17 protein-coding genes are annotated in these 19,017 nt (G+C 73.7%); 13 read left to right on the top strand and 4 right to left on the bottom strand.

Going from position 1 to position 19,017, the window contains the following annotated elements:
- Positions 1-65 precede the first annotated feature (65 nt).
- Positions 66-1,208, top strand: a complete 1,143-nt coding sequence (locus ACJ6WD_RS39835; RefSeq protein ID WP_407617669.1) for a glycosyltransferase family 4 protein — start codon at positions 66-68, stop codon at positions 1,206-1,208.
- A 91-nt stretch (positions 1,209-1,299) separates the two neighbouring features.
- On the opposite strand, the gene ACJ6WD_RS39830 is transcribed toward ACJ6WD_RS39835, so the two are convergent.
- Positions 1,300-3,096, bottom strand: a complete 1,797-nt coding sequence (locus ACJ6WD_RS39830; RefSeq protein ID WP_331248583.1) for an AMP-dependent synthetase/ligase — start codon at positions 3,094-3,096, stop codon at positions 1,300-1,302.
- A gap of 262 nt (positions 3,097-3,358) precedes the next feature.
- Between ACJ6WD_RS39830 and ACJ6WD_RS39825 the strand changes: the two genes are divergently transcribed.
- From ACJ6WD_RS39825 to ACJ6WD_RS39800, 6 genes are all read left to right on the top strand, one after another.
- Positions 3,359-4,135: a metallophosphoesterase gene (locus tag ACJ6WD_RS39825; RefSeq protein ID WP_016573912.1), complete on the top strand. Its 777-nt coding sequence runs from the start codon at positions 3,359-3,361 to the stop codon at positions 4,133-4,135.
- Between the two features lie 182 nt (positions 4,136-4,317).
- Complete coding sequence (locus ACJ6WD_RS39820) at positions 4,318-4,809, top strand: SRPBCC family protein (RefSeq protein WP_016573911.1); 492 nt, start codon at positions 4,318-4,320, stop codon at positions 4,807-4,809.
- A 2-nt stretch (positions 4,810-4,811) separates the two neighbouring features.
- The gene (locus ACJ6WD_RS39815; protein ID WP_407617668.1) at positions 4,812-6,020 is read left to right on the top strand and encodes an ArsA family ATPase; all 1,209 of its coding nucleotides are present in this window, start codon (positions 4,812-4,814) and stop codon (positions 6,018-6,020) included.
- A gap of 137 nt (positions 6,021-6,157) precedes the next feature.
- Positions 6,158-6,631 (top strand): DUF5304 domain-containing protein, encoded by a 474-nt coding sequence (locus tag ACJ6WD_RS39810; RefSeq protein WP_233661321.1) that lies wholly within the window; start codon positions 6,158-6,160, stop codon positions 6,629-6,631.
- 123 nt (positions 6,632-6,754) lie between these two features.
- Positions 6,755-7,696 carry an ROK family glucokinase gene (locus tag ACJ6WD_RS39805; protein WP_016577205.1) on the top strand — a complete coding sequence of 314 codons (942 nt, stop codon included), beginning with the start codon at positions 6,755-6,757 and terminating at the stop codon, positions 7,694-7,696.
- A 32-nt stretch (positions 7,697-7,728) separates the two neighbouring features.
- Entirely contained in the window at positions 7,729-8,520 is a 792-nt protein-coding gene (locus ACJ6WD_RS39800) for an endonuclease/exonuclease/phosphatase family protein (RefSeq protein ID WP_376446711.1), read from the top strand.
- Positions 8,521-8,536: 16 nt separating this feature from the next.
- On the opposite strand, the gene ACJ6WD_RS39795 is transcribed toward ACJ6WD_RS39800, so the two are convergent.
- Positions 8,537-9,190: a hypothetical protein gene (locus ACJ6WD_RS39795; protein ID WP_331248582.1), complete on the bottom strand. Its 654-nt coding sequence runs from the start codon at positions 9,188-9,190 to the stop codon at positions 8,537-8,539.
- Positions 9,177-9,974 (bottom strand): carboxylesterase, encoded by a 798-nt coding sequence (locus ACJ6WD_RS39790; RefSeq protein WP_233661318.1) that lies wholly within the window; start codon positions 9,972-9,974, stop codon positions 9,177-9,179. The genes ACJ6WD_RS39795 and ACJ6WD_RS39790 overlap by 14 nt, the downstream gene beginning before the upstream one ends.
- A gap of 267 nt (positions 9,975-10,241) precedes the next feature.
- Between ACJ6WD_RS39790 and ACJ6WD_RS39785 the strand changes: the two genes are divergently transcribed.
- The 5 genes from ACJ6WD_RS39785 (at position 10,242) to ACJ6WD_RS39765 (ending at position 15,444) form a co-directional block, all read left to right on the top strand.
- Positions 10,242-10,949, top strand: a complete 708-nt coding sequence (locus ACJ6WD_RS39785) for a 1-acyl-sn-glycerol-3-phosphate acyltransferase (RefSeq protein WP_020929482.1) — start codon at positions 10,242-10,244, stop codon at positions 10,947-10,949.
- Between the two features lie 108 nt (positions 10,950-11,057).
- Entirely contained in the window at positions 11,058-12,392 is a 1,335-nt protein-coding gene (gene macS / locus ACJ6WD_RS39780; protein ID WP_407617667.1) for a MacS family sensor histidine kinase, read from the top strand.
- A 23-nt stretch (positions 12,393-12,415) separates the two neighbouring features.
- The gene (locus ACJ6WD_RS39775) at positions 12,416-13,060 is read left to right on the top strand and encodes a response regulator transcription factor (protein ID WP_198602954.1); all 645 of its coding nucleotides are present in this window, start codon (positions 12,416-12,418) and stop codon (positions 13,058-13,060) included.
- Between the two features lie 189 nt (positions 13,061-13,249).
- The gene (locus ACJ6WD_RS39770; protein WP_233661316.1) at positions 13,250-14,278 is read left to right on the top strand and encodes a 6-phosphofructokinase; all 1,029 of its coding nucleotides are present in this window, start codon (positions 13,250-13,252) and stop codon (positions 14,276-14,278) included.
- A 149-nt stretch (positions 14,279-14,427) separates the two neighbouring features.
- Positions 14,428-15,444 (top strand): 2-hydroxyacid dehydrogenase, encoded by a 1,017-nt coding sequence (locus ACJ6WD_RS39765; RefSeq protein ID WP_376446719.1) that lies wholly within the window; start codon positions 14,428-14,430, stop codon positions 15,442-15,444.
- Here ACJ6WD_RS39765 and ACJ6WD_RS39760 read toward each other — a convergent pair.
- Positions 15,410-17,377, bottom strand: a complete 1,968-nt coding sequence (locus ACJ6WD_RS39760) for an anthranilate synthase family protein (RefSeq protein ID WP_407617666.1) — start codon at positions 17,375-17,377, stop codon at positions 15,410-15,412. The genes ACJ6WD_RS39765 and ACJ6WD_RS39760 overlap by 35 nt on opposite strands.
- Positions 17,378-17,640: 263 nt before the next feature.
- Here ACJ6WD_RS39760 and ACJ6WD_RS39755 point away from each other — a divergent pair, with 263 nt between their 5' ends.
- Positions 17,641-18,984, top strand: a complete 1,344-nt coding sequence (locus tag ACJ6WD_RS39755) for a class II 3-deoxy-7-phosphoheptulonate synthase (protein ID WP_407617665.1) — start codon at positions 17,641-17,643, stop codon at positions 18,982-18,984.
- Positions 18,985-19,017 lie beyond the last annotated feature (33 nt).

Genomic DNA, 19,017 nt, shown 5'->3' with positions numbered 1-19,017 from the left:
GCCCCGCGCCGCGTGCGTCGTGCGAGCGCGCCCATCGAGAGACCACCGAGCGCCGAGAGACCACCGTGCACAAGACCCTCATCGTCACCAACGACTTCCCGCCCCGGCCCGGTGGAATCCAGGCGTTCCTGCACAGCATGGCGCTGCGGCTGGACCCGGACCGGGTCGTCGTCTACGCCTCCACCTGGAAGCGGAGCGCGGAGGGCCGCGCGGCCACCGCCGCGTTCGACGCCGAGCAGCCGTTCCCGGTGGTCCGGGACGCCACCACGATGCTGTTGCCGACACCGCGGGTGACCCGGCGGGCGGTCTCCCTGCTGCGCGAACACGACTGCTCCTCGGTGTGGTTCGGGGCCGCCGCGCCGCTGGGGCTGATGGGGCCGGCGCTGCGCGCGGCGGGCGCCCGCCGGATCGTGGCGACCACCCACGGCCACGAGGCCGGCTGGGCGCAGCTGCCCGCGGCCCGGCAGCTGCTGCGCCGGATCGGCGAGGGCACCGACACCCTGACCTACCTCGGCGAGTACACCCGCTCGCGGATCGCCGCCGCGCTCACCCCGGACGCCGCCGCCCGGATGGTCCAACTGCCGCCCGGCGTCGACGAGAAGACCTTCCACCCGGGTTCGGGCGGCGGGGCGGTACGGGCCCGGCTCGGGCTCGCCGACCGCCCGGTCGTGGTCTGCGTCTCCCGGCTCGTCCCGCGCAAGGGGCAGGACACCCTCATCGAGGCGATGCCGGCGATCCGGGCGGCGGTGCCGGACGCGGTGCTGCTGGTGGTCGGCGGCGGGCCGTACGAGGAGCACCTGCACGCGCTGGCCATGGAGAAGGGCGTCGCCGACGCAGTCCGCTTCACCGGTGCCGTCCCGTGGGAGGAACTGCCCGCCCACTACGGCGCCGGCGACGTCTTCGCGATGCCCTGCCGCACCCGCCGCGGTGGGCTGGACGTCGAGGGCCTGGGCATCGTCTACCTGGAGGCGTCGGCGACCGGACTGCCGGTGGTGGCCGGGGATTCGGGCGGTGCGCCCGACGCGGTACTGGACGGCGAGACCGGCTGGGTGGTCCCCGGGGGGGCCCCGACGGCCGCCGCGGAGCGCATCGTCGCCCTGCTCAAGGATCCCGAGCTGCGCCGCACCATGGGCGCGCGGGGCCGCGCCTGGGTGGAGGAGAAGTGGCGCTGGGACCTGTTGGCGGAGCGGCTGCGGGAGCTGCTGTAGGCCCCGTGCGCCGCGTTCGTCCCCCGGGCCGCGAGCACGGTGCCCCGCACCCCTGCCAGGGGGTGCGGGGCACCGGTCGGCGGGTGCGCCGTCAGCCGCGGTAGAGCGCCTCGATCTCCTCGGCGAAGTCCTTGGCGACCACGTTCCGCTTGAGCTTCAGCGACGGCGTCACGTGCCCCGACTCCTCGGTGAACTGGGTCGGCAGGATGCGGAACTTGCGGACCGATTCGGCCTTGGAGACCGCCGCGTTGCCGTCGTCGACCGCGCGCTGGACGGCGGCCAACAGCTCGGGATCGGTGGCGAGCCGGGCGGGCGTCACGTCGGCCGGGTGGCCGTGCTCCTCGGCCCAGCGGGGCAGGAACTCCTCGTCGAGGGTGATCAGCGCGCCGATGAACGGACGGCCGTCGCCGACCACCATGCACTCCGCGATCAGCGCGTGCGCGCGGATCCGGTCCTCGATGACGGCGGGCGCGACGTTCTTGCCGCCCGCGGTGACGAGTATCTCCTTCTTGCGGCCGGTGATGGCGAGGTAGCCGTCCTCGTCGAGGGTGCCGAGGTCACCGGTGTGGAACCAGCCGTCGGAGAGCGCCTCCGCGGTGGCCGTCGGGTTGTTCCAGTACTCCGTGAACAGGTGCTCGCCGTGCAGCAGCACCTCGCCGTCGTCGGCGATCCGGACCACCGAGCCGGGCAGCGGCTGCCCGACCGTGCCGATCTTCTGCCGGTCCCAGGGGTTGAACGCGGTGGCCGCACAGGACTCGGTCAGGCCGTAGCCCTCCAGAACGGTGAAGCCGATGCCGCGGTAGAAGTGGCCGAGCCGCTCGCCGAGCGGGGCGCCGCCGGAGATGGCGTGCGTGGCCCGGCCGCCGAGCACCGCCCGCAGCTTGCCGTAGACCAGCCGGTCGAAGACCTTGTACTTGAGCTTCAGCCCGAGGGACGGCCCGCCGGGGGCGTCGAGCGCCCGGCTGTAGGCGATCGCGGTCTCCGCCGCCTTGTCGAAGATCTTGCCCTTGCCGTCGGCCTGCGCCTTGGCCCGCGCGGAGTTGTAGACCTTCTCGAAGACCCGGGGGACGCCCAGGATCATCGTCGGCCGGAAGGAGGCCAGGTCGTCGGTGAGGTTCTTGATGTCCGGCGCGTGGCCCAGCTTGATGGGCGCCATCACCGAGGCGACCTCCACCAGCCGGCCGAAGACGTGCGCCACCGGCAGGAAGAGCAGGACCGAGGAGTCGCCGGTGCGGAACAGCGGGCGCAGTCGCTCGACGACGTTGCCGCACTCGGCGAAGAAGCTGCGGTGGCTGAGCACGCAGCCCTTGGGGCGGCCGGTGGTGCCGGAGGTGTAGACGATGGTGGCGGGGGAGTCCGCGTCGGCCAGCGCGCTGCGCTCGTCGACCTCCTTGTCGGAGATGTCGTCACCGGCCGCGCGCAGCCGGGCGATCGCGTCCCGCTCGATCTGCCAGATGTTCGCCAGGTCCGGCAGCCGGTCGCGGACCGACTCCACCGTCGCCTCGTGGGCGGGGCTCTCCACCAGGACGGCCACCGCGCCGGAGTCGCCGAGGATCCACTGGATCTGCTCGGCGGAGCTGGTCTCGTAGACGGGGACGGTGATCGCGCCCGCGCTCCAGATGGCGAAGTCCAGCAGCGTCCACTCGTAACGGGTGCGCGACACCAGACCGACCCGGTCGCCCGGCTGGATCCCGGCGGCCATCAGCCCCTTGGCGGCGGCCCGGACCTCGGCGAGGAAGGTCGCGGCGGTGACGTCCTGCCAGGTGCCGTTCACCTTCCGTCCCAGGACCGCGACGTCCGGGTACTGGGCGGCGTTGCGGCGGATCAGGTCCGTCAGATTGCCGTCCGCGGGGACCTCGTACAGGGCCGGAAGGCTGAACTCGCGCAAGACTGCTGCTCCTCGAAAGCGCCGGCACCACGACGCTGTGTGCGCACCGGCTGCGGTCCATGATCATGCGGGGGGATTGGACGGGCCGGACGTTACCCATCGGTATTGCTATTGGGATAGGGGGTTGCGGCCAGATGTTCGATGCGTCACATGCTGCGGACACGTCATGGGGACTGCACGCGCAGACTAGACCAGCGCCGAGGTGACCCGAAAGTAACCAACGGGCCTCCCGCCGCCGCCCGCAGCGATCTAGGGTGACGCCATGCGCGTGCATGTGGTCAGTGACGTCCATGGCAACAGCCGGGACCTGGCGGCGGCCGGGGACGGGGCCGACGCCCTGGTCTGCCTCGGCGACCTCGTCCTCTTCCTCGATTACGCGGACCACTCGCGCGGCATCTTCCCCGACCTCTTCGGCGTCGCCAACGCCGACGCCCTCGTCGAACTGCGCACCGCCCGCCGCTACGACGAGGCCCGCGCGCTGGGCCGCCGGCTCTGGGCCGAGCTCGACCGCACCGGCGTCAGCCGGGAGGCGGTCATCGAGGCCGCGGTCCGGCGCCAGTACGCCGACCTCTTCGCCGCCTTCCCCACGCCCACCTACGCCACCTACGGCAACGTCGACATGCCGCGGCTGTGGCCCGAGTACGCCGGGGCCGGCACCACCGTCCTCGACGGACAGCGGATCGAGATCGGCGGCCGGGTCTTCGGCTTCGTCGGCGGCGGCCTGACCACCCCGATGAAGACGCCGTACGAGATCAGCGACGACGAGTACGCCGCCAAGGTCGAGGCGCTCGGCGACGTGGACGTGCTGTGCAGCCACATCCCGCCGGACGTCCCCGACCTCTGCTACGACACCGTCGCCCGCCGCTTCGAACGGGGCAGCGCCGCCCTGCTGCACGCCATCCGCACCACCCGGCCGCGCTACGCCCTCTTCGGACACGTCCACCAGCCGCTGGTCCGCCGGGTCCGGATCGGCGGCACGGAATGCGTCAATGTCGGGCACTTCAACGCGACCGGCCGGCCCTACGTGCTGGAGTGGTGAGGCCGGCGACCGCCGGACGGCCGGGCCGTCCGGCGGGCCCGCTGGTGTCGGTCCGGGTTCCCCCGCGCGGTAGCCTTCAGCAGCACAGACACCGCGTCATGGGGTCTCCCCCGCGCCACCGAAGTGGCGAGCTGGGGAAGGGTCGGCGGACCGGCACGAATCGGCATGGAGGAGTCACGGCGATGGCCGAACACACCAGCTCGAACATCACGATCGAGGCGGCACCGGCCGAGGTGATGGGAGTGATCGCCGACTTCGCCCGCTATCCGGAGTGGACCGGAGAGGTCAAGGAGGCCGAGATCCTGGCCACCGACGACCGCGGCCGCGCGGAGAAGGTGCGCCTGGTGCTGGACGCCGGCGCCATCAAGGACGACCACACCCTCGCCTACACCTGGACCGGCGAGGACGAGGTCAGCTGGTCGCTGGTCAAGTCGCAGATGCTGCGCGTCCTGGACGGCTCGTACCGGCTCGCCTCGCTGGACGGCGGCGTCCGCACCGAGGTCACCTACCAGCTCACCGTCGACGTGAAGATCCCGATGCTCGGGATGATCAAGCGCAAGGCCGAGAAGGTCATCATCGACCGGGCACTGGCCGGGTTGAAGAAGCGGGTCGAGGGCGGCCCCACGGCGTCCGGCGCCGCGGGCACCCCCTCCGACGAGGCCGAGAAGCACTGACCGTGCGCACCGTCCTCGTCACCGGCCCCGGCGGCGCGGGCCGCACCACGCTCGCCGCCGCGACCGCCCTGGCCGGTGCCCGGCAGGGCGCCCGGACCCTGCTGCTCACGACCCAGGGCAGCGCCCCGGAGGCGGTCCTCGGCGTCCGCCCCGGCGTCGCCCAACCCTCCGCGATAGCCGCGGCCCCCGGCCTGCACGTTCGCCGGATCGACCCCGCCGACCGGTTCCGCCAGGAGTTCCTCGCCTTCCAGGAGCGCGCCGGCGCCGCCTTCGACCTGCTCGGTGCGACCCCCCTCGACGAGGACGAACTCACCGAACTCCCCGGCTCCGAGTCCTTCGCGCTCCTGCACGCGCTGCGCGCCGCACACGCCGCGGACACCTGGGACCTGCTGGTCGTCGACATGCCACCGGCTGCCGAAACGATCCGGTTGCTCGCCCTGCCCGCCCAGGTCCGCCGCTACCTGCGCCGCCTGCTGCCGCCCGAGCGCCAGGCGGCCCGCGCGCTGCGCCCGGTGCTCGCCCAACTCGCCGGCGTCCCCATGCCGGCCCAGAAGCTGTACGAGGCCGCCGAGGGCTGGGAGCGCGAACTCGCCGCCGTCCAGCGGGCGGTGGACGCCCCCGACACCTCCGTGCTGCTGGTCACCGACGCCGGACCCGTCGCGGGCGCCTCCTTGCGCACCCTGCGCGCCGGCCTCGCCCTGCACGGCCGCCGCACCGACGCCGTGCTGGTCAACCGGCTGCTGCCGACCGGCTCCGCCGACCCCTTCCTGGCCGGGCTCTCCGGCAGCCAACAGGCCGCCCTGAAGGCGCTGCGCGCGGACTGCCCCGACCTCCCCGTGCACGAGGTGGCGCACCTGGGCCGCGACCCCCAGGGCATCGACGAACTCGGCGCGCTGCTCGACGGCCCCGCCGCCGTGCTGACCGCACCGCAACCGCCCGCCGACGACCCCTGGACCGTCGAGGACCACCTGGCGTCCGACGGCATCCTCGTCTGGCGGGTGCCGCTGCCCGGTGCCCAACGGGACGGCCTCGGGCTGGTGCGTCGCGGCGACGAGATCGTGGTGACCGTCGGCCGCTTCCGGCGGATCCGCACCCTGCCCTCGGCGCTGCGCCGCTGCACCGTCTCCGGCGCCGCACTGCGCGACGGCGCCCTGGAGATCCGCTTCACCCCGGATCCGGGACTGTGGCCGAGGACCGCGCCGAGCGACTGATCCGGACACCCCCGTTCGGGTAACGTCGTAAGACGTAGGACGCCACCGCCGTGCAGGTGTCCGGCCGCCGCGCCGGGCGGCACCGCGCGGCGGCACCGTCCGGTCCGTACCGCCCGCAGGAGTCCACGGAGTCCGCCATGAGTGATGCCACCGAGCGCCCCGCCGACCGCCGCGTCGAGCCCGACGCCGACGCCTGGGAGACGGCCTGCGCCGAGGACCTCGCCGCGGAGCAGTCCCGCCGCCGGACCGAGTACGGCCCCCAGCCGGGCAGCGCCGCCGAGGAACTGCGCCGGCTCGCCGAGGCGGTGACCGACCGGCTCTCCACCATCCAGCTGCCCGGTGCGCTGGGCGGGATGGCCGCCAGCAGCGCGGTGAACCAACTGCTGAAGCAGGCCAAGGCCGCCGTCGAGCCGGTCATCGAGCGCAACCCCGACGTCTTCGACCACCTCGCGGCGGCCGGCTCCGAACTCCTCGCCGCCTACCGCTCGGTGGTGGAGGGCAGCGAGACCCGCTGGACCCGCGACGCCACCGCCGACGACCAGGCCCAGGGCCCGTCCGGCGACCCGCGCGACGACGGTCCCGCCGGCCCCGAGCGGATCGACCTCGACTGATCCCCGCCCGCCGCCGCCCGGCGGGGGAACGACCCCACCTCCGCCGCCGTGAGCGGCGGGAACGCCGCCCCCGCCTCCGGTACGGTGGATCTCGGCGGGGTTCGAGCGGAAACTGAGGGACACATGGGACTCACCATCGGCGTCGACATCGGCGGCACGAAGATCGCGGCCGGCGTGGTAGACGAAGAGGGGTCGATCCTCGAAACGTGCAAGGTGCCGACCCCGCGGGCCACCGACGCGCTGACCGAGGCGATCGCGGACGCCGTCCGCACGGTCGGCGCCGGCCACCACATCGAGGCCGTCGGCATCGGCGCCGCCGGCTACGTCGACGAGAAGCGGGCCACGGTCCTCTTCGCCCCGAACATCGACTGGCGCCACGAGCCGCTCAAGGACAAGGTCGAGCAGCGCGTCGGCCTGCCCGTCGTGGTCGAGAACGACGCCAACGCCGCGGCCTGGGGCGAGTACCGCTTCGGCGCCGGCCAGGGCCACAGCGACGTCATCTGCATCACCCTCGGCACCGGCCTGGGCGGCGGCATCATCATCGGCAACAAGCTGCGCCGCGGCCGGTTCGGCGTCGCCGCCGAGTTCGGCCACATCCGGGTCGTCCCGGACGGTCTGCTGTGCGGCTGCGGCAGCCAGGGCTGTTGGGAGCAGTACGCCTCCGGCCGCGCCCTGCTGCGCTACGCCCGACAGCGCGCCTTCGCCACCCCCGAGAACGCCGCGGCGCTGCTCGCGCTCGGCGACGGCACCCCCGAGGGCATCCAGGGCAAGCACATCAGCGCGGCGGCCCGCCAGGGCGACCCGGTCGCCGTCGACTCGTTCCGCGAACTGGCCCGCTGGGCCGGCGCCGGCCTCGCCGACCTGGCCTCGCTCTTCGACCCGTCCGCGTTCATCGTCGGCGGCGGGGTCTCGGACGAGGGCGAGCTGGTCCTCGACCCGATCCGCAAGTCGTTCCGCCGCTGGCTGGTCGGCAGTCAGTGGCGCCCGCACGCCCAGGTGCTCGCCGCCCAACTCGGCGGCGAGGCCGGACTGGTCGGCGCGGCCGACCTGGCGCGCCAGGGCTGACGCGGATGGCGGCCGAGCGCGCGGGACGACCCGTGTCCGACACCGTGGTCCCGGCCGGCGGCCCCGGCGCGGCGACCACCGGACTCCCGGCCTCCGCCACCGAGGCGGACGGCTCCGCGGTCGTCCGGGTGCTCAGCTACAACATCCGCTCGATGCGCGACGATCAGGCGGCGCTGGCCCGGGTCATCCGGGCCTGCGCCCCCGATCTCGTCCTCGTCCAGGAGGCGCCGCGGTTCTTCCGCTGGCGCAAGGCCGCCGAGCGCCTCGCCCGCGCCAGCGGCCTGGTGTACGTCACCGGCGGTGCCACCACCGCCGGCCCGCTGGTCCTCGCCCACCTCCGCGCCCACGTGGAGCGGACCGAGGACGTCCTGCTGCCCCGCACCCCCGGGCTGCACCAGCGCGGGCTGGCCACCGCCGTGCTGCGCTTCGCCTCGGCCCGCCTCGGCGTGGTCAGCTGCCACCTCAGCCTCGACCCGCGGGAGCGCTACGGTCAGGCCGGGCTGCTGTTGGAGCGGGTCGCGGCCCTGGGCGTGCCGCACACGGTGGTCGGCGGTGACCTCAACGACCGGCCGGACGGCCGCAGTTTCCGCCGGATCGCCGCGACCCTCGACGACGGCTGGGCGGTCGCCCCGTGGGGCGGCGAGTTCACCTCCACGCCGCACCGGCCGCGGCAGCGGATCGACGCGGTGTTCGGCACGGGTGGTGTGGAGTTCCTCGGCTGCGGGGTGCCGCAGGGGCTGCCGGGCGTGCGCCCGGAGGACCTGCGGGCGGCTTCGGACCACCTGCCCGTCCTCAGCGCACTGCGGGTGCCGGCCGACGGCTGACCGCCGGCCGCCACGCCTAGACCACCGCGCCGCCGCCCGGCGGCTCCTCGCCGTCCTCCCGGTCGTTGCCCATCCGGGCGAAGAGGGTGCCCAGTCCGCCCACGAAGCCGCCGATCCCCAGCACCGTGATCCACCACGTGACCGGCTGCTGGAGGATGACCATGACGAGCAGCAGCAACGGGCCGCCGAGCACCGCGATCCAGGCGAACTTGGCGGTGGTGTCGGCGCTCGGCAGCGGTGGCGGCTCGGGCGGCGTGAAATGGCCCTCGTCGGTCTCGTCGAAGTCGTCGTCGGAGGGCTCGGCGGGGGTCCAGTTGCGCGGCCCCACACCGGGTGCGAAGACCACGAAGCTGCCGGGGCGCGCCGGGGAGCCGTCGCCGGGCACGGCGTCGGCCGGCCCGGGCGCGCCGGAGTCCGGGGCGTCACCGTCCTTCGCCGCACCGTCCTCCGCCGTGCCGTCCGTCCGCGGGCCGTCCTTCACCGCGCCGTCCTGCGCGGTGCCGTCCGTGCGCGCGCCGTCGGCCGCCGCGCCGTCGGGTGCCGGGGCCCGGTCCGGCCGGTCGGCGGTGGACGGGAACTCCGGCCGCTCGCCGTAGCCCGCGACGATCTCGGCCCACGCGGCTTCCTCGTCGAGCGGGTCCCGGGGGTCGCGGGGGCTACGCTCCGCCACTGGCCGCCGTTCCCTCCTGGACCGCGTCCGGTCGGGCCTCCGGGGCGAGCCGGGTGATGAAGGCGTAGCTGTCCTCGAAGATCAGCGGGGCGTCGTGGTCGAGTGTGGCGACGTGGTAGCTGCGCTCCAGCGGCACCTGCCGCACGTCGGTGGACGAGACCCGGCTGAGGATCCGCTCGGAGTCGACGGGCGGGACGACGTGGTCCTGCCGGCTGGTCAGCACCAGCAACGGCTGCGTGACGCGCGGGAGTTCGTCGTCGACCAGCTGGAAGAACCGCCGCAGCGAGTGCGCGGCGTGCAGCGGCACCCGGTCGTAGCCCACCTCGACGGCACCGGGCCTGGCGATGTCGCTGGCGATGCCCTTGGTCGAGCGGACGACGTGCCGGAGCACGGGCAGCAGCGGCGCGGCGGCGTCGTGGACCTTGTTGCCGGGGTTGACCACGGCCACGCCGCTGATCGCGTCGCCGTGCCGGGCGGCCAGCCGCAGCGCCAGCGCGCCGCCCATGGACAGGCCGCAGACGAAGACCTTGGTGCAGCGCTCGGCCAGCGCGCGCAGTTCGCGGTCGACTTCGGCGTACCAGTCCTGCCAGGTGGTGAGCTGCATGTCCTCCCAGCGCGTGCCGTGGCCGGGCAGCAGGGGAACGGAGACGCTCAGGCCCCGGTCGGCGAGGTGCTCGGCCCAGGGGCGGACGGACTGCGGGGAGCCGGTGAAGCCGTGGCAGACGAGGACGCCGACGTCTCCGCCGTCACGGCGGAACGGCTCGGCTCCGGGGAGGAGCGGCACCGGGGGACTCCGATCGGTGAGTTGGCTGGCGAGTTACTTCAGGGTACGCAAAGTGACCGCGGCGGGGTAGGGCCGCGGCCGTCCGGGGCGCCGGGTCGGCGGGACGGCGGACCGGCGCGGGGGCGCGCGCCGTCGCGGACCGGACCCGTGCGCGGCCCGCGGCGGGCCCGCGCGCGGTCTCGTGCCCCGCCGCGGCCCCCGGCGTGCCGCACGGGGGTTAAGGTCAGTGCGTCAGACACAGGAGGCAGTCGGTTGATCTACGGCGCAATGAAGTTTTCCATCGGCGGTCCGCTGAGGCTCGCGTTCCGTCCCTGGGTGGAAGGCATCGAGAACGTTCCCGCCGAGGGCCCGGCGATCCTCGCGAGCAACCACCTGTCCTTCTCGGACTCCTTCTTCCTGCCCGCGGTGCTGGACCGCAAGGTCACCTTCATCGCGAAGGCCGAGTACTTCACCTCCCCGGGCGTGAAGGGCAAGTTGACCGCGGCGTTCTTCAAGGGCGTCGGGCAGCTCCCGGTCGACCGCTCGGGCGCCCGCGGCGCGGGCGAGGCGGCGATCAAGAGCGGCATCGAGGTGCTGGAGCGCGGCGAGCTGTTCGGCATCTACCCGGAGGGCACCCGCTCCCCGGACGGCCGGCTCTACCGCGGCAAGCCGGGCGGCCTGGCACGGGTGGCGCTGGCCACCGGCGCCCCGGTCATCCCGGTGGCGATGATCGACACCGAGAAGGTGCAGCCGCCCGGCAAGGTCCTGCCGAAGATGGTCCGGCCCGGTATCCGCATCGGCAAGCCGCTGGACTTCAGCCGCTACCAGGGCATGGAGGGCGACCGCTACATCCTGCGCTCGATCACCGACGAGGTGATGTACGAGATCATGAAGCTCTCGGGCCAGGAGTACGTCGACATCTACGCGACCGCGGCCAAGCGGCAGATCGCCGAGGCGGCCAAGGCCGCGGAGGCGCAGAAGAAGGCAGAGGCGTAGGACGGCGCGGGCCGGCGCGGGCCGGCTCCGGCCGGTCGGGGCACCGCCGGACGCGACGGACGAGCCGAGACCGGGGCGGCGATCCCCGGTGAGGGGTGGGGGGCCGGCATGACGGATGCCGACAGAGACGACGCACGAACCGCTGACGGCACGGACGGCACTGACGGTGCGGCCCGCGAGGGCCGGGGCGCGTCGCCCGGCGGGCGGCAGAAGGCGATGCGGATGTCGGTCGAGCTGCCGCTGTGGCGGGCGCTCACCGGCTACCGGATCCTGACCCTGGTCTACGTGCTGGGCCTGTTCGTGGTCGCCTCTCCGCACTACGCGCATCCGCTGGGCGCCGCCGCCTACATGGTCGCGCTCACCGCCTGGACGGCGGTGACCTGGCGTCGCACCGCGTCCGCCGAGCGCTGCACCCGGCGGTTCCTGGTGGCCGACCTCGGCGTCGCGGTCGGCGGCATTCTGCTCACCTCCGTGATCGACACCCAGGCGCGGATCATGGACGGCGCCGCGACGCTGCCGTCCATCTGGACCGCCGGCGCCGTCCTGGGCTTCGCCATCAAGGGCGGCTGGCGGTGGGCCGCGGTGGCCTCCACCATCGTGGCCGTGGCCAACCTCGTCGAGCGCCAGGAGCTGGCCCGGGACACCGTCCACAACGTGGTGCTGGTGTGGGTGGCCAGCGTCGCCATCGGCTACGTGGTCGAGGTGGCCCGGGCCAGTGAGCGGACCCTGGCCCGCGCCCTCCAGATCGAGGCCGCCACCCGCGAACGGGAGCGGCTGGCCCGCGACATCCACGACAGCGTGCTCCAAGTGCTGGCCATGGTGCAGCGGCGCGGCACCGCGATCGGCGGCGAGGCCGCCGAACTGGGCCGGATGGCGGGCGAGCAGGAGGTGGCGCTGCGCACGCTGGTCGCCGGCGGGCTGGTGCCCCGGCAGCGGGCCGCGCCGGCCGCCGCGACCGACGGCGCCGCCGTGGCCGGCCCGACGGATGCGGAATCCGACCCGCCGCTGCCCGCCGGCCCCTGCGACCTGATGGCGCTGCTCGCCCCGCACGTCGGCGCGGGGGTGACGCTCTCCGGACCGTGCTCCCCGGTCGTGTTGCCGGCCGCCGCCGCGGCGGAGCTGGTCGCCGCCGTCGGTGCGGCACTGGACAATGTGCGGGTGCACGTGGGGGCCGATGCCCGCGCGTGGATCCTGGTGGAGGACGAACCGGACGCGGTGCTCGTGACGGTGCGCGACGAGGGCCCCGGCATCCCCGAGGGCCGGTTGGCCGCGGCCGAGCGCGAGGGGCGCCTGGGGGTGGCGCTGTCGATCCGCGGCCGGCTGCGGGAGTTGGGCGGCGGCGCTGAGTGGATCTCGGTGCCCGGCCAGGGCACCGAAGTGGAGCTGAAGGTTCCCAAGGGCACCGCGCCCGAGGGCGGACGACGGGGGAGAGCGCGCGCGTGAGTGACGGGACGGGCCTGCGGGTGATGGTGGTCGACGACCACCCGATGTGGCGGGACGCGGTCGCCCGGGACCTGACGGAGGCCGGGTTCGACGTGGTGGCGACGGCCGGGGACGGACTCCAGGCGGTGCGCCGGGCCCAGGCCGTGGCGCCCGACGTGCTGGTGCTGGACCTCAACCTGCCGGGCCTGCCCGGCGTGCAGGTGTGCCGGCAGGTGGTCGGCGCGGACGCGTCGCCGCGGGTGCTGGTGCTCTCCGCGAGCGGCGAGCACGCCGACGTCCTGGAGGCCGTGAAGTCCGGTGCCACCGGCTACCTGTTGAAGTCGGCCAGCACCGAGGAGCTGCTCGACGCGGTGCGGCGCACCGCCGCCGGCGAGCCGGTGTTCACCCCGGGCCTGGCCGGACTGGTCCTCGGCGAGTACCGCCGGCTGGCGACCGAACCGGCCCCGGCGACCGCCGACGAGCCCGGCGCCCCCCGGCTGACGGAGCGCGAGACCGAGGTGCTGCGCCTGGTCGCCAAGGGCCTTTCGTACAAGCAGATCGCCGAGCGGCTGGTCATCTCGCACCGCACGGTGCAGAACCACGTCCAGAACACCCTCGGCAAGCTTCAGTTGCACAACCGCGTCGAGCTGGTGCGGTACGCGATCGAGCGCGGCCTGGACGGCGCCTGACGCCGTCCGCCGTCCCGTCGGCGCCCTGCCCGTCCGCTCGTACGGGTGAAGGCCGAGCGTCAACTCCCGTGCGGGGGACGGGGATCGGTGCGCACCCCATCCCGGAGTGACCCAGGTCACCATTAGCGTGACCGGCGTTACGCTCACGCACGGCCGTTACGCGGCCACGGACGGGATGAAGGTGAAGCGATGCGGGTCGGAGTACTGACCGGCGGCGGCGACTGCCCGGGTCTGAACGCGGTGATCAGGGGCATCGTCCGCAAGGGCACCCAGGAGTACGGATACGACTTCGTCGGTTTCCGGGACGGCTGGCGGGGCCCGTTGGAGGGCCGCAGTGTGCGGCTGGACATCCCGGCGGTGCGCGGCATCCTGCCGCGCGGCGGCACCATCCTCGGCTCGTCGCGGACCAACCCCTTCAAGGAGCAGGACGGGGTCCGCCGGATCAAGGAGACGCTCGCCAAGCACGAGGTCGAGGCGCTGGTGGCGATCGGCGGCGAGGACACCCTCGGCGTCGCCTCCCGGCTCTTCACGGAGTACGGCATTCCCTGCGTGGGCGTGCCCAAGACCATCGACAACGACCTGTCGGCCACCGACTACACCTTCGGTTTCGACACCGCGGTCGGGGTCGCCACCGAGGCCATCGACCGGCTGCACACCACCGCCGAGTCCCACATGCGGGTGCTGGTCGTCGAGGTGATGGGCCGGCACGCCGGCTGGATCGCGCTCCACTCCGGCCTGGCCGGCGGCGCCAACGTCATCCTCATCCCCGAGCAGCGCTTCGACGTCGACCAGGTCTGCCGCTGGATCGAGTCCCGCTTCAAGGCCAGCTACGCGCCGATCGTGGTGGTCGCCGAGGGGGCGATGCCCAAGGGCGGCGAGATGGTCCTCAAGGACGGCAGCACCGACTCCTTCGGGCACGTCCGGCTGTCCGGCGTGGGCGAGTGGCTGGCCAAGGAGATCGAAGGGCGCACCGGCAAGGAGGCCCGGACCACCGTCCTCGGCCACACCCAGCGCGGCGGCACCCCCAGCGCCTTCGACCGCTGGCTGGCCACCCGCTTCGGGTTGCACGCCATCGACGCGGTGCGGGACGCCGACTACGGCACGATGGTCGCGCTGCGCGGCACCGACATCGTCCGGGTGCCGCTCTCCGAGGCGACCGCCAAGCTGAAGACCGTCGATCCGGCGCTCTACGCCGAGGTCGGGGTGTTCTTCGGCTGAACCGCGCCGCCCGTCCTCCGGGCGGCACCGCCACGCAATGGGTCGTATATTCGCCATGACGCGACATATCCGGCCCATTGCTTCTGCGCGGCGCCGCCGGCGGGTGCCGCCGCGCGACGGCCATCGGCGACGGACAACCGGGAGGGAACGTGGAGATCGTCGCTTTCGGCGTGCAGACGGACGAGCGGCCGATCCTGGAGCGGGCGTTCGCCGGCCGCCACCAGGTCCGCGCCCTGGACGTCTTCCTCAACCGCGACACCGCCCCCATCGCGCACGGCTATGAGGTCGTCTCCACCAGCGTCAACGACGAGCTGACCGCCGAGGTGCTGCAGACCCTCGCCGCCGGCGGCACCAAGATGGTCGCCCAGCGCTCCACCGGCTTCAACAACATCGACCTTCAGGCCGCGGCGGACCTCGGCCTGACCATCGGCCGGGTCTCCGCGTACTCGCCGTACGCGGTCGCGGAGTTCGCCTGGCTGCTGGCGCTGGCGGTGAACCGGCGGCTGGTGCCGGCCGCCAACCGCACCCGGAACTTCGACTTCCGGCTGGACGGCCTGATGGGCCGCGATCTGCACGGCCGGACGGCCGGGGTGCTCGGCACCGGCAAGATCGGCGCCGCGTTCGCCCGGATCGCCCACGGCTTCGGGATGGAGCTGCTGGGCTGGGACCTCGTCGAGAACCCGCAGTGCGCGGCGCTGGGCATGCGCTACGTCCCCCGGGAACGGCTCTTCGCCGAGGCCGACCTGATCAGCCTGCACGTCCCGCTCACCGACGACACCCGGCACCTGGTGGACGCCGCCGCGCTGGCCGCCATGAAGGACGACGCGATCCTGGTGAACTCCAGCCGCGGCGGGCTGATCGACACCGCCGCCCTGGTCGCGGCGCTCAAGGCCGGCCGGCTCACCGGCGTCGGCCTGGACGTCTACGAGGAGGAGGCCGGGCTGTTCTTCTACGACAAGTCCCTGGACGTCATCAGCGACGACACCCTGGCCCGGCTGATGACCTTCGCCAACGTCCTGGTCACCTCGCACCAGGCGTACTTCACCCGCGAGGCGGTCGGCCAGATCGTCGAGACCACGGTGGCCAACGTGGAAGACCATCTGGCCGGCCGCACCAACGGGCACATGCTGGTCACACGAGGACAGCTGCCAGCAGCTGTGCGGTGACCGCCGCGCCGTCCAGGGTCAGTACCGACTCGGGGTGGAACTGCACCCCGGCGAAGCCCGGGCCGCGCAGCGCGTGCACCTCGCCGGTGGCCTCGTCCCGGCTCAGTTCGACGCGGTGCATGGCGAGTTCGGCCGCGGTCCGGTCGTCGCAGCGGGCCGTGAAGGTGTTGTAGAAGCCCACCGTCTCGGTCCGGCCGAAGAAGTCGATCCGCTCCTGGGCGCCCTGGAACGGGACGTCCTTGCGGACGATCTCCAACCCCAGCTCCGCGGCGAGGAGTTCGTGGCCGAGGCAGACCCCGAGCAGGCCGTGGCGGTGGCCCGCCACCAGCTCCGCGGTGAGCGCGCGCAGGAAGCGCATCTTGGGGTCGCCGGTGTCGGACGGGTCGCCCGGTCCGGGGCCCAGCACCACCGGCCCCCGGTGCGCCAGGGCGGTCGCCCGCAGCCCCGGCTCGTCGTAGCGGCGGACCGTGACGGTCAGCCCCGAGGTGCGCAGCAGGTGCGCCAGCATCGCGGTGAAGGTGTCCTCGGCGTCGACGACCAGGGCGTGGCCGTGCAGTCCGGCGACCGGCGCGGTGGTCTGCATCCGCAGCCAGAACGGGGCCAGGTCGGCGCGGCGGGCGTCCAGCGCGGCCCGCACCCGCGGGTCGTCGGCCAGCCGCGGCGCGGGCCCGGCCGCGGCCCGCGCGGGCGCCGGTCGCACCCCCAGCGCGGTGAGCACCCCGGCGGCCTTGGCGTGCGTCTCGGCGACCTCGCCGTGCGGGTCGGAGGCGCGCACCAGGGTGGCGCCGACCGGCACCCGCAGCCGGCCGTCGGCCGCGATGTCCGCGGTGCGGATCAGGATCGGGGAGTCCAGCGTCTGCGCCGCGGCGCCGGCCTCCCGGCCGGGACCGGGGGCCCGGCCGATCAGCGCCAGCGCCCCCGCGTAGTAGCCGCGGCCGCGCCCGTCCGGGCCGACCGGCTCGTGCCGCTCGATCACCCGGCAGGCGTTCTGCACCGGCGACCCGGTGACCGTCGCCGCGAACATCGTCTCCTTGAGGACCTCCCGCACGTCCAGGGTGGAGCGGCCGCGCAGTTCGTACTCGGTGTGCGCGAGGTGCGCCATCTCCTTGAGGCGGGGGCCGACCACCACCCCGCCCTGGTCACCGACGGTGCACATCATCTTCAGTTCCTCGTCCACCACCATGGACAGCTCCTCGACCTCCTTGCGGTCGTCGAGGAAGGCCAGCAGGCCCGCCGCGGTGGGCCCCTCCACGGGGTAGCGGTAGGTGCCGCTGATGGGGTTCATCACGACGGTGCCGCCGGTCATCCGCACGTGCACCTCCGGGCTGGCGCCGACCAGCGTGCGCACCCCGGGCCGGTGCACCACGAACGTCCAGTACGCCCCGCGCTCGCCGGCCAGCAGCCGCCGGAACAGCGCCAGCGCGTCGGCCGCCGAGAAGTCCGCGATCTCGCCCTCGAACGTCCGGCGGATCACGAAGTTGGCGCCCTCGCCGGTGCCGATCTCCTCGCGCACCACCCGGTCGACGACCTCCGCGTACGCCGCGTCGGCCACGTCGAAGGCGCCGTTTCGCACCCGCACGTCGTGCGTGGGGAGCGCGGCCAGCAGCTCCTCCAGCGGCAGCTCGTGGCAGGCGGTGGGGCGCAGTACGGCCAACGGGGTGCCGTCGTCGTGCGCCCGGAAGCCGCGCTCGCGGATCTGCCGGAACGGGATCAGCGCCAGCGCGTCGGTCACCGGGGCGTCCGGCACCTCCGAGCCGAGCGGGATGTCGGCCAGTCGCCCGACCTCGGTCACCTCGCCGATCAACACCTCGACGGTGTGGCCGTCCCGGCCGGGCGAGCGCCGGCGGAGCAGGGCGAACGGCGGGCAGGCGGGGTCGAGCAGCCGGCGGACCAGCGCGGCGGCGTCGGACGGGGTCTGGGGCTCGGGGTGCATGGCGGTTCCTTCCGGGGGACTTCCGGTCGGAGGGAACGGCCGCGGGAACACCGAAGGCCGCCCCTCGGGCGGCCTTCGCGGTCTGTGGGATGCGTACGCGAATCAGTGGGCCGCCGGTCGGGCGGTCCACCACCAGTTCGTGCTCAAGATCGGTCGCGTCTGCATGCCGCGCACCCTACCGGATCTCCTGTCCACGACGCGTCTCACAGTCCGGATGCCGGACGGACACCCCTGCGGGACCCCGTAATGTGGGGGATGTGACCGTGAACGCTGAAACCCACGCCGGTGGCAACACCTGGCGAGACCTGCCCGCGGCGCAGCAGCCTGACTGGCCGGACCAAGAGGCTCTGCGCGATGTGATCGCGGAGCTCGAGTCCTATCCGCCGCTCGTCTTCGCGGGCGAGTGCGACCAGCTGCGCGAGCGTCTGGGCGCGGTCGCCCGAGGCGAGGCGTTCCTGCTGCAGGGCGGCGACTGCGCGGAGGCCTTCGACGCCGTCTCCGCCGAGCACATCCGCAACAAGCTCAAGACGCTCCTCCAGATGGGCGCCGTGCTGACCTACGCCGGGTCCGTCCCGGTGGTCAAGGTCGGTCGGATCGCCGGCCAGTACAGCAAGCCGCGTTCCAAGCCGACCGAGACCCGCGACGGGGTGACCCTGCCGACCTACCGCGGCGACTCCGTCAACGGCTTCGAGTTCACCGAGGCGGCCCGGATCCCCGATCCGGAGCGGCTCAAGCGGATGTACAACGCCTCCGTCGCGACCCTCAACCTGGTGCGCGCCTTCACCACCGGCGGCTACGCCGACCTGCGACAGGTGCACGCCTGGAACCAGGACTTCGTGAAGTCCTCGCCCTCCGGTCAGCGGTACGAGGCGCTGGCGCGCGAGATCGACCGGGCGATGAACTTCATGAACGCCTGCGGGGTGGACCCGGAGGAGTTCCGGACCGTGGAGTTCTACTCCTCGCACGAGGCGCTGATCCTGGACTACGAGTCGGCGCTGACCCGCGTCGACTCCCGCACCGGGAACCTCTACGACGTCTCGGGCCACATGGTCTGGATCGGCGAGCGCACCCGCCAACTGGACGGCGCGCACATCGAGTTCGCGTCCCGGATCCGCAACCCGATCGGCGTCAAGCTCGGCCCCACGACGACCGTGGAGGACGCGCTCACCCTGATCGACCGGCTCGACCCGAACCGCGAGCCGGGCCGCCTGACCTTCATCACCCGGATGGGCGCGGACAAGATCCGCGAGAAGCTGCCCGACCTGGTGGAGAAGGTCACCGCCTCCGGTGCGCAGGTCGTGTGGATCTGCGACCCGATGCACGGCAACACCTTCGAGGCGGCCTCGGGGCACAAGACCCGTCGCTTCGACGACGTGCTGGACGAGGTCAAGGGCTTCTTCGAGGTCCACAAGGCCCTCGGCACCCACCCGGGCGGCATCCACGTGGAGCTGACCGGTGACGACGTCACCGAGTGCGTGGGCGGCGGCGACGAGATCTTCGTCGACGACCTGCACCAGCGCTACGAGACGGCCTGCGACCCGCGGCTGAACCGCAGCCAGTCGCTGGACCTGGCCTTCCTGGTGGCGGAGATGTACCGCGACCAGTGACGGCGACGGCATGACGAGTGGGGGGGGGGGGCG

Source organism: Streptomyces sp. VTCC 41912 (genome assembly GCF_045799175.1).
Taxonomy (GTDB): Bacteria; Actinomycetota; Actinomycetes; order Streptomycetales; family Streptomycetaceae; genus Streptomyces; species Streptomyces albulus_C.
Note: the sequence above shows the minus strand (reverse complement) of the source record. Positions and strands in the feature narration are given on the sequence as shown.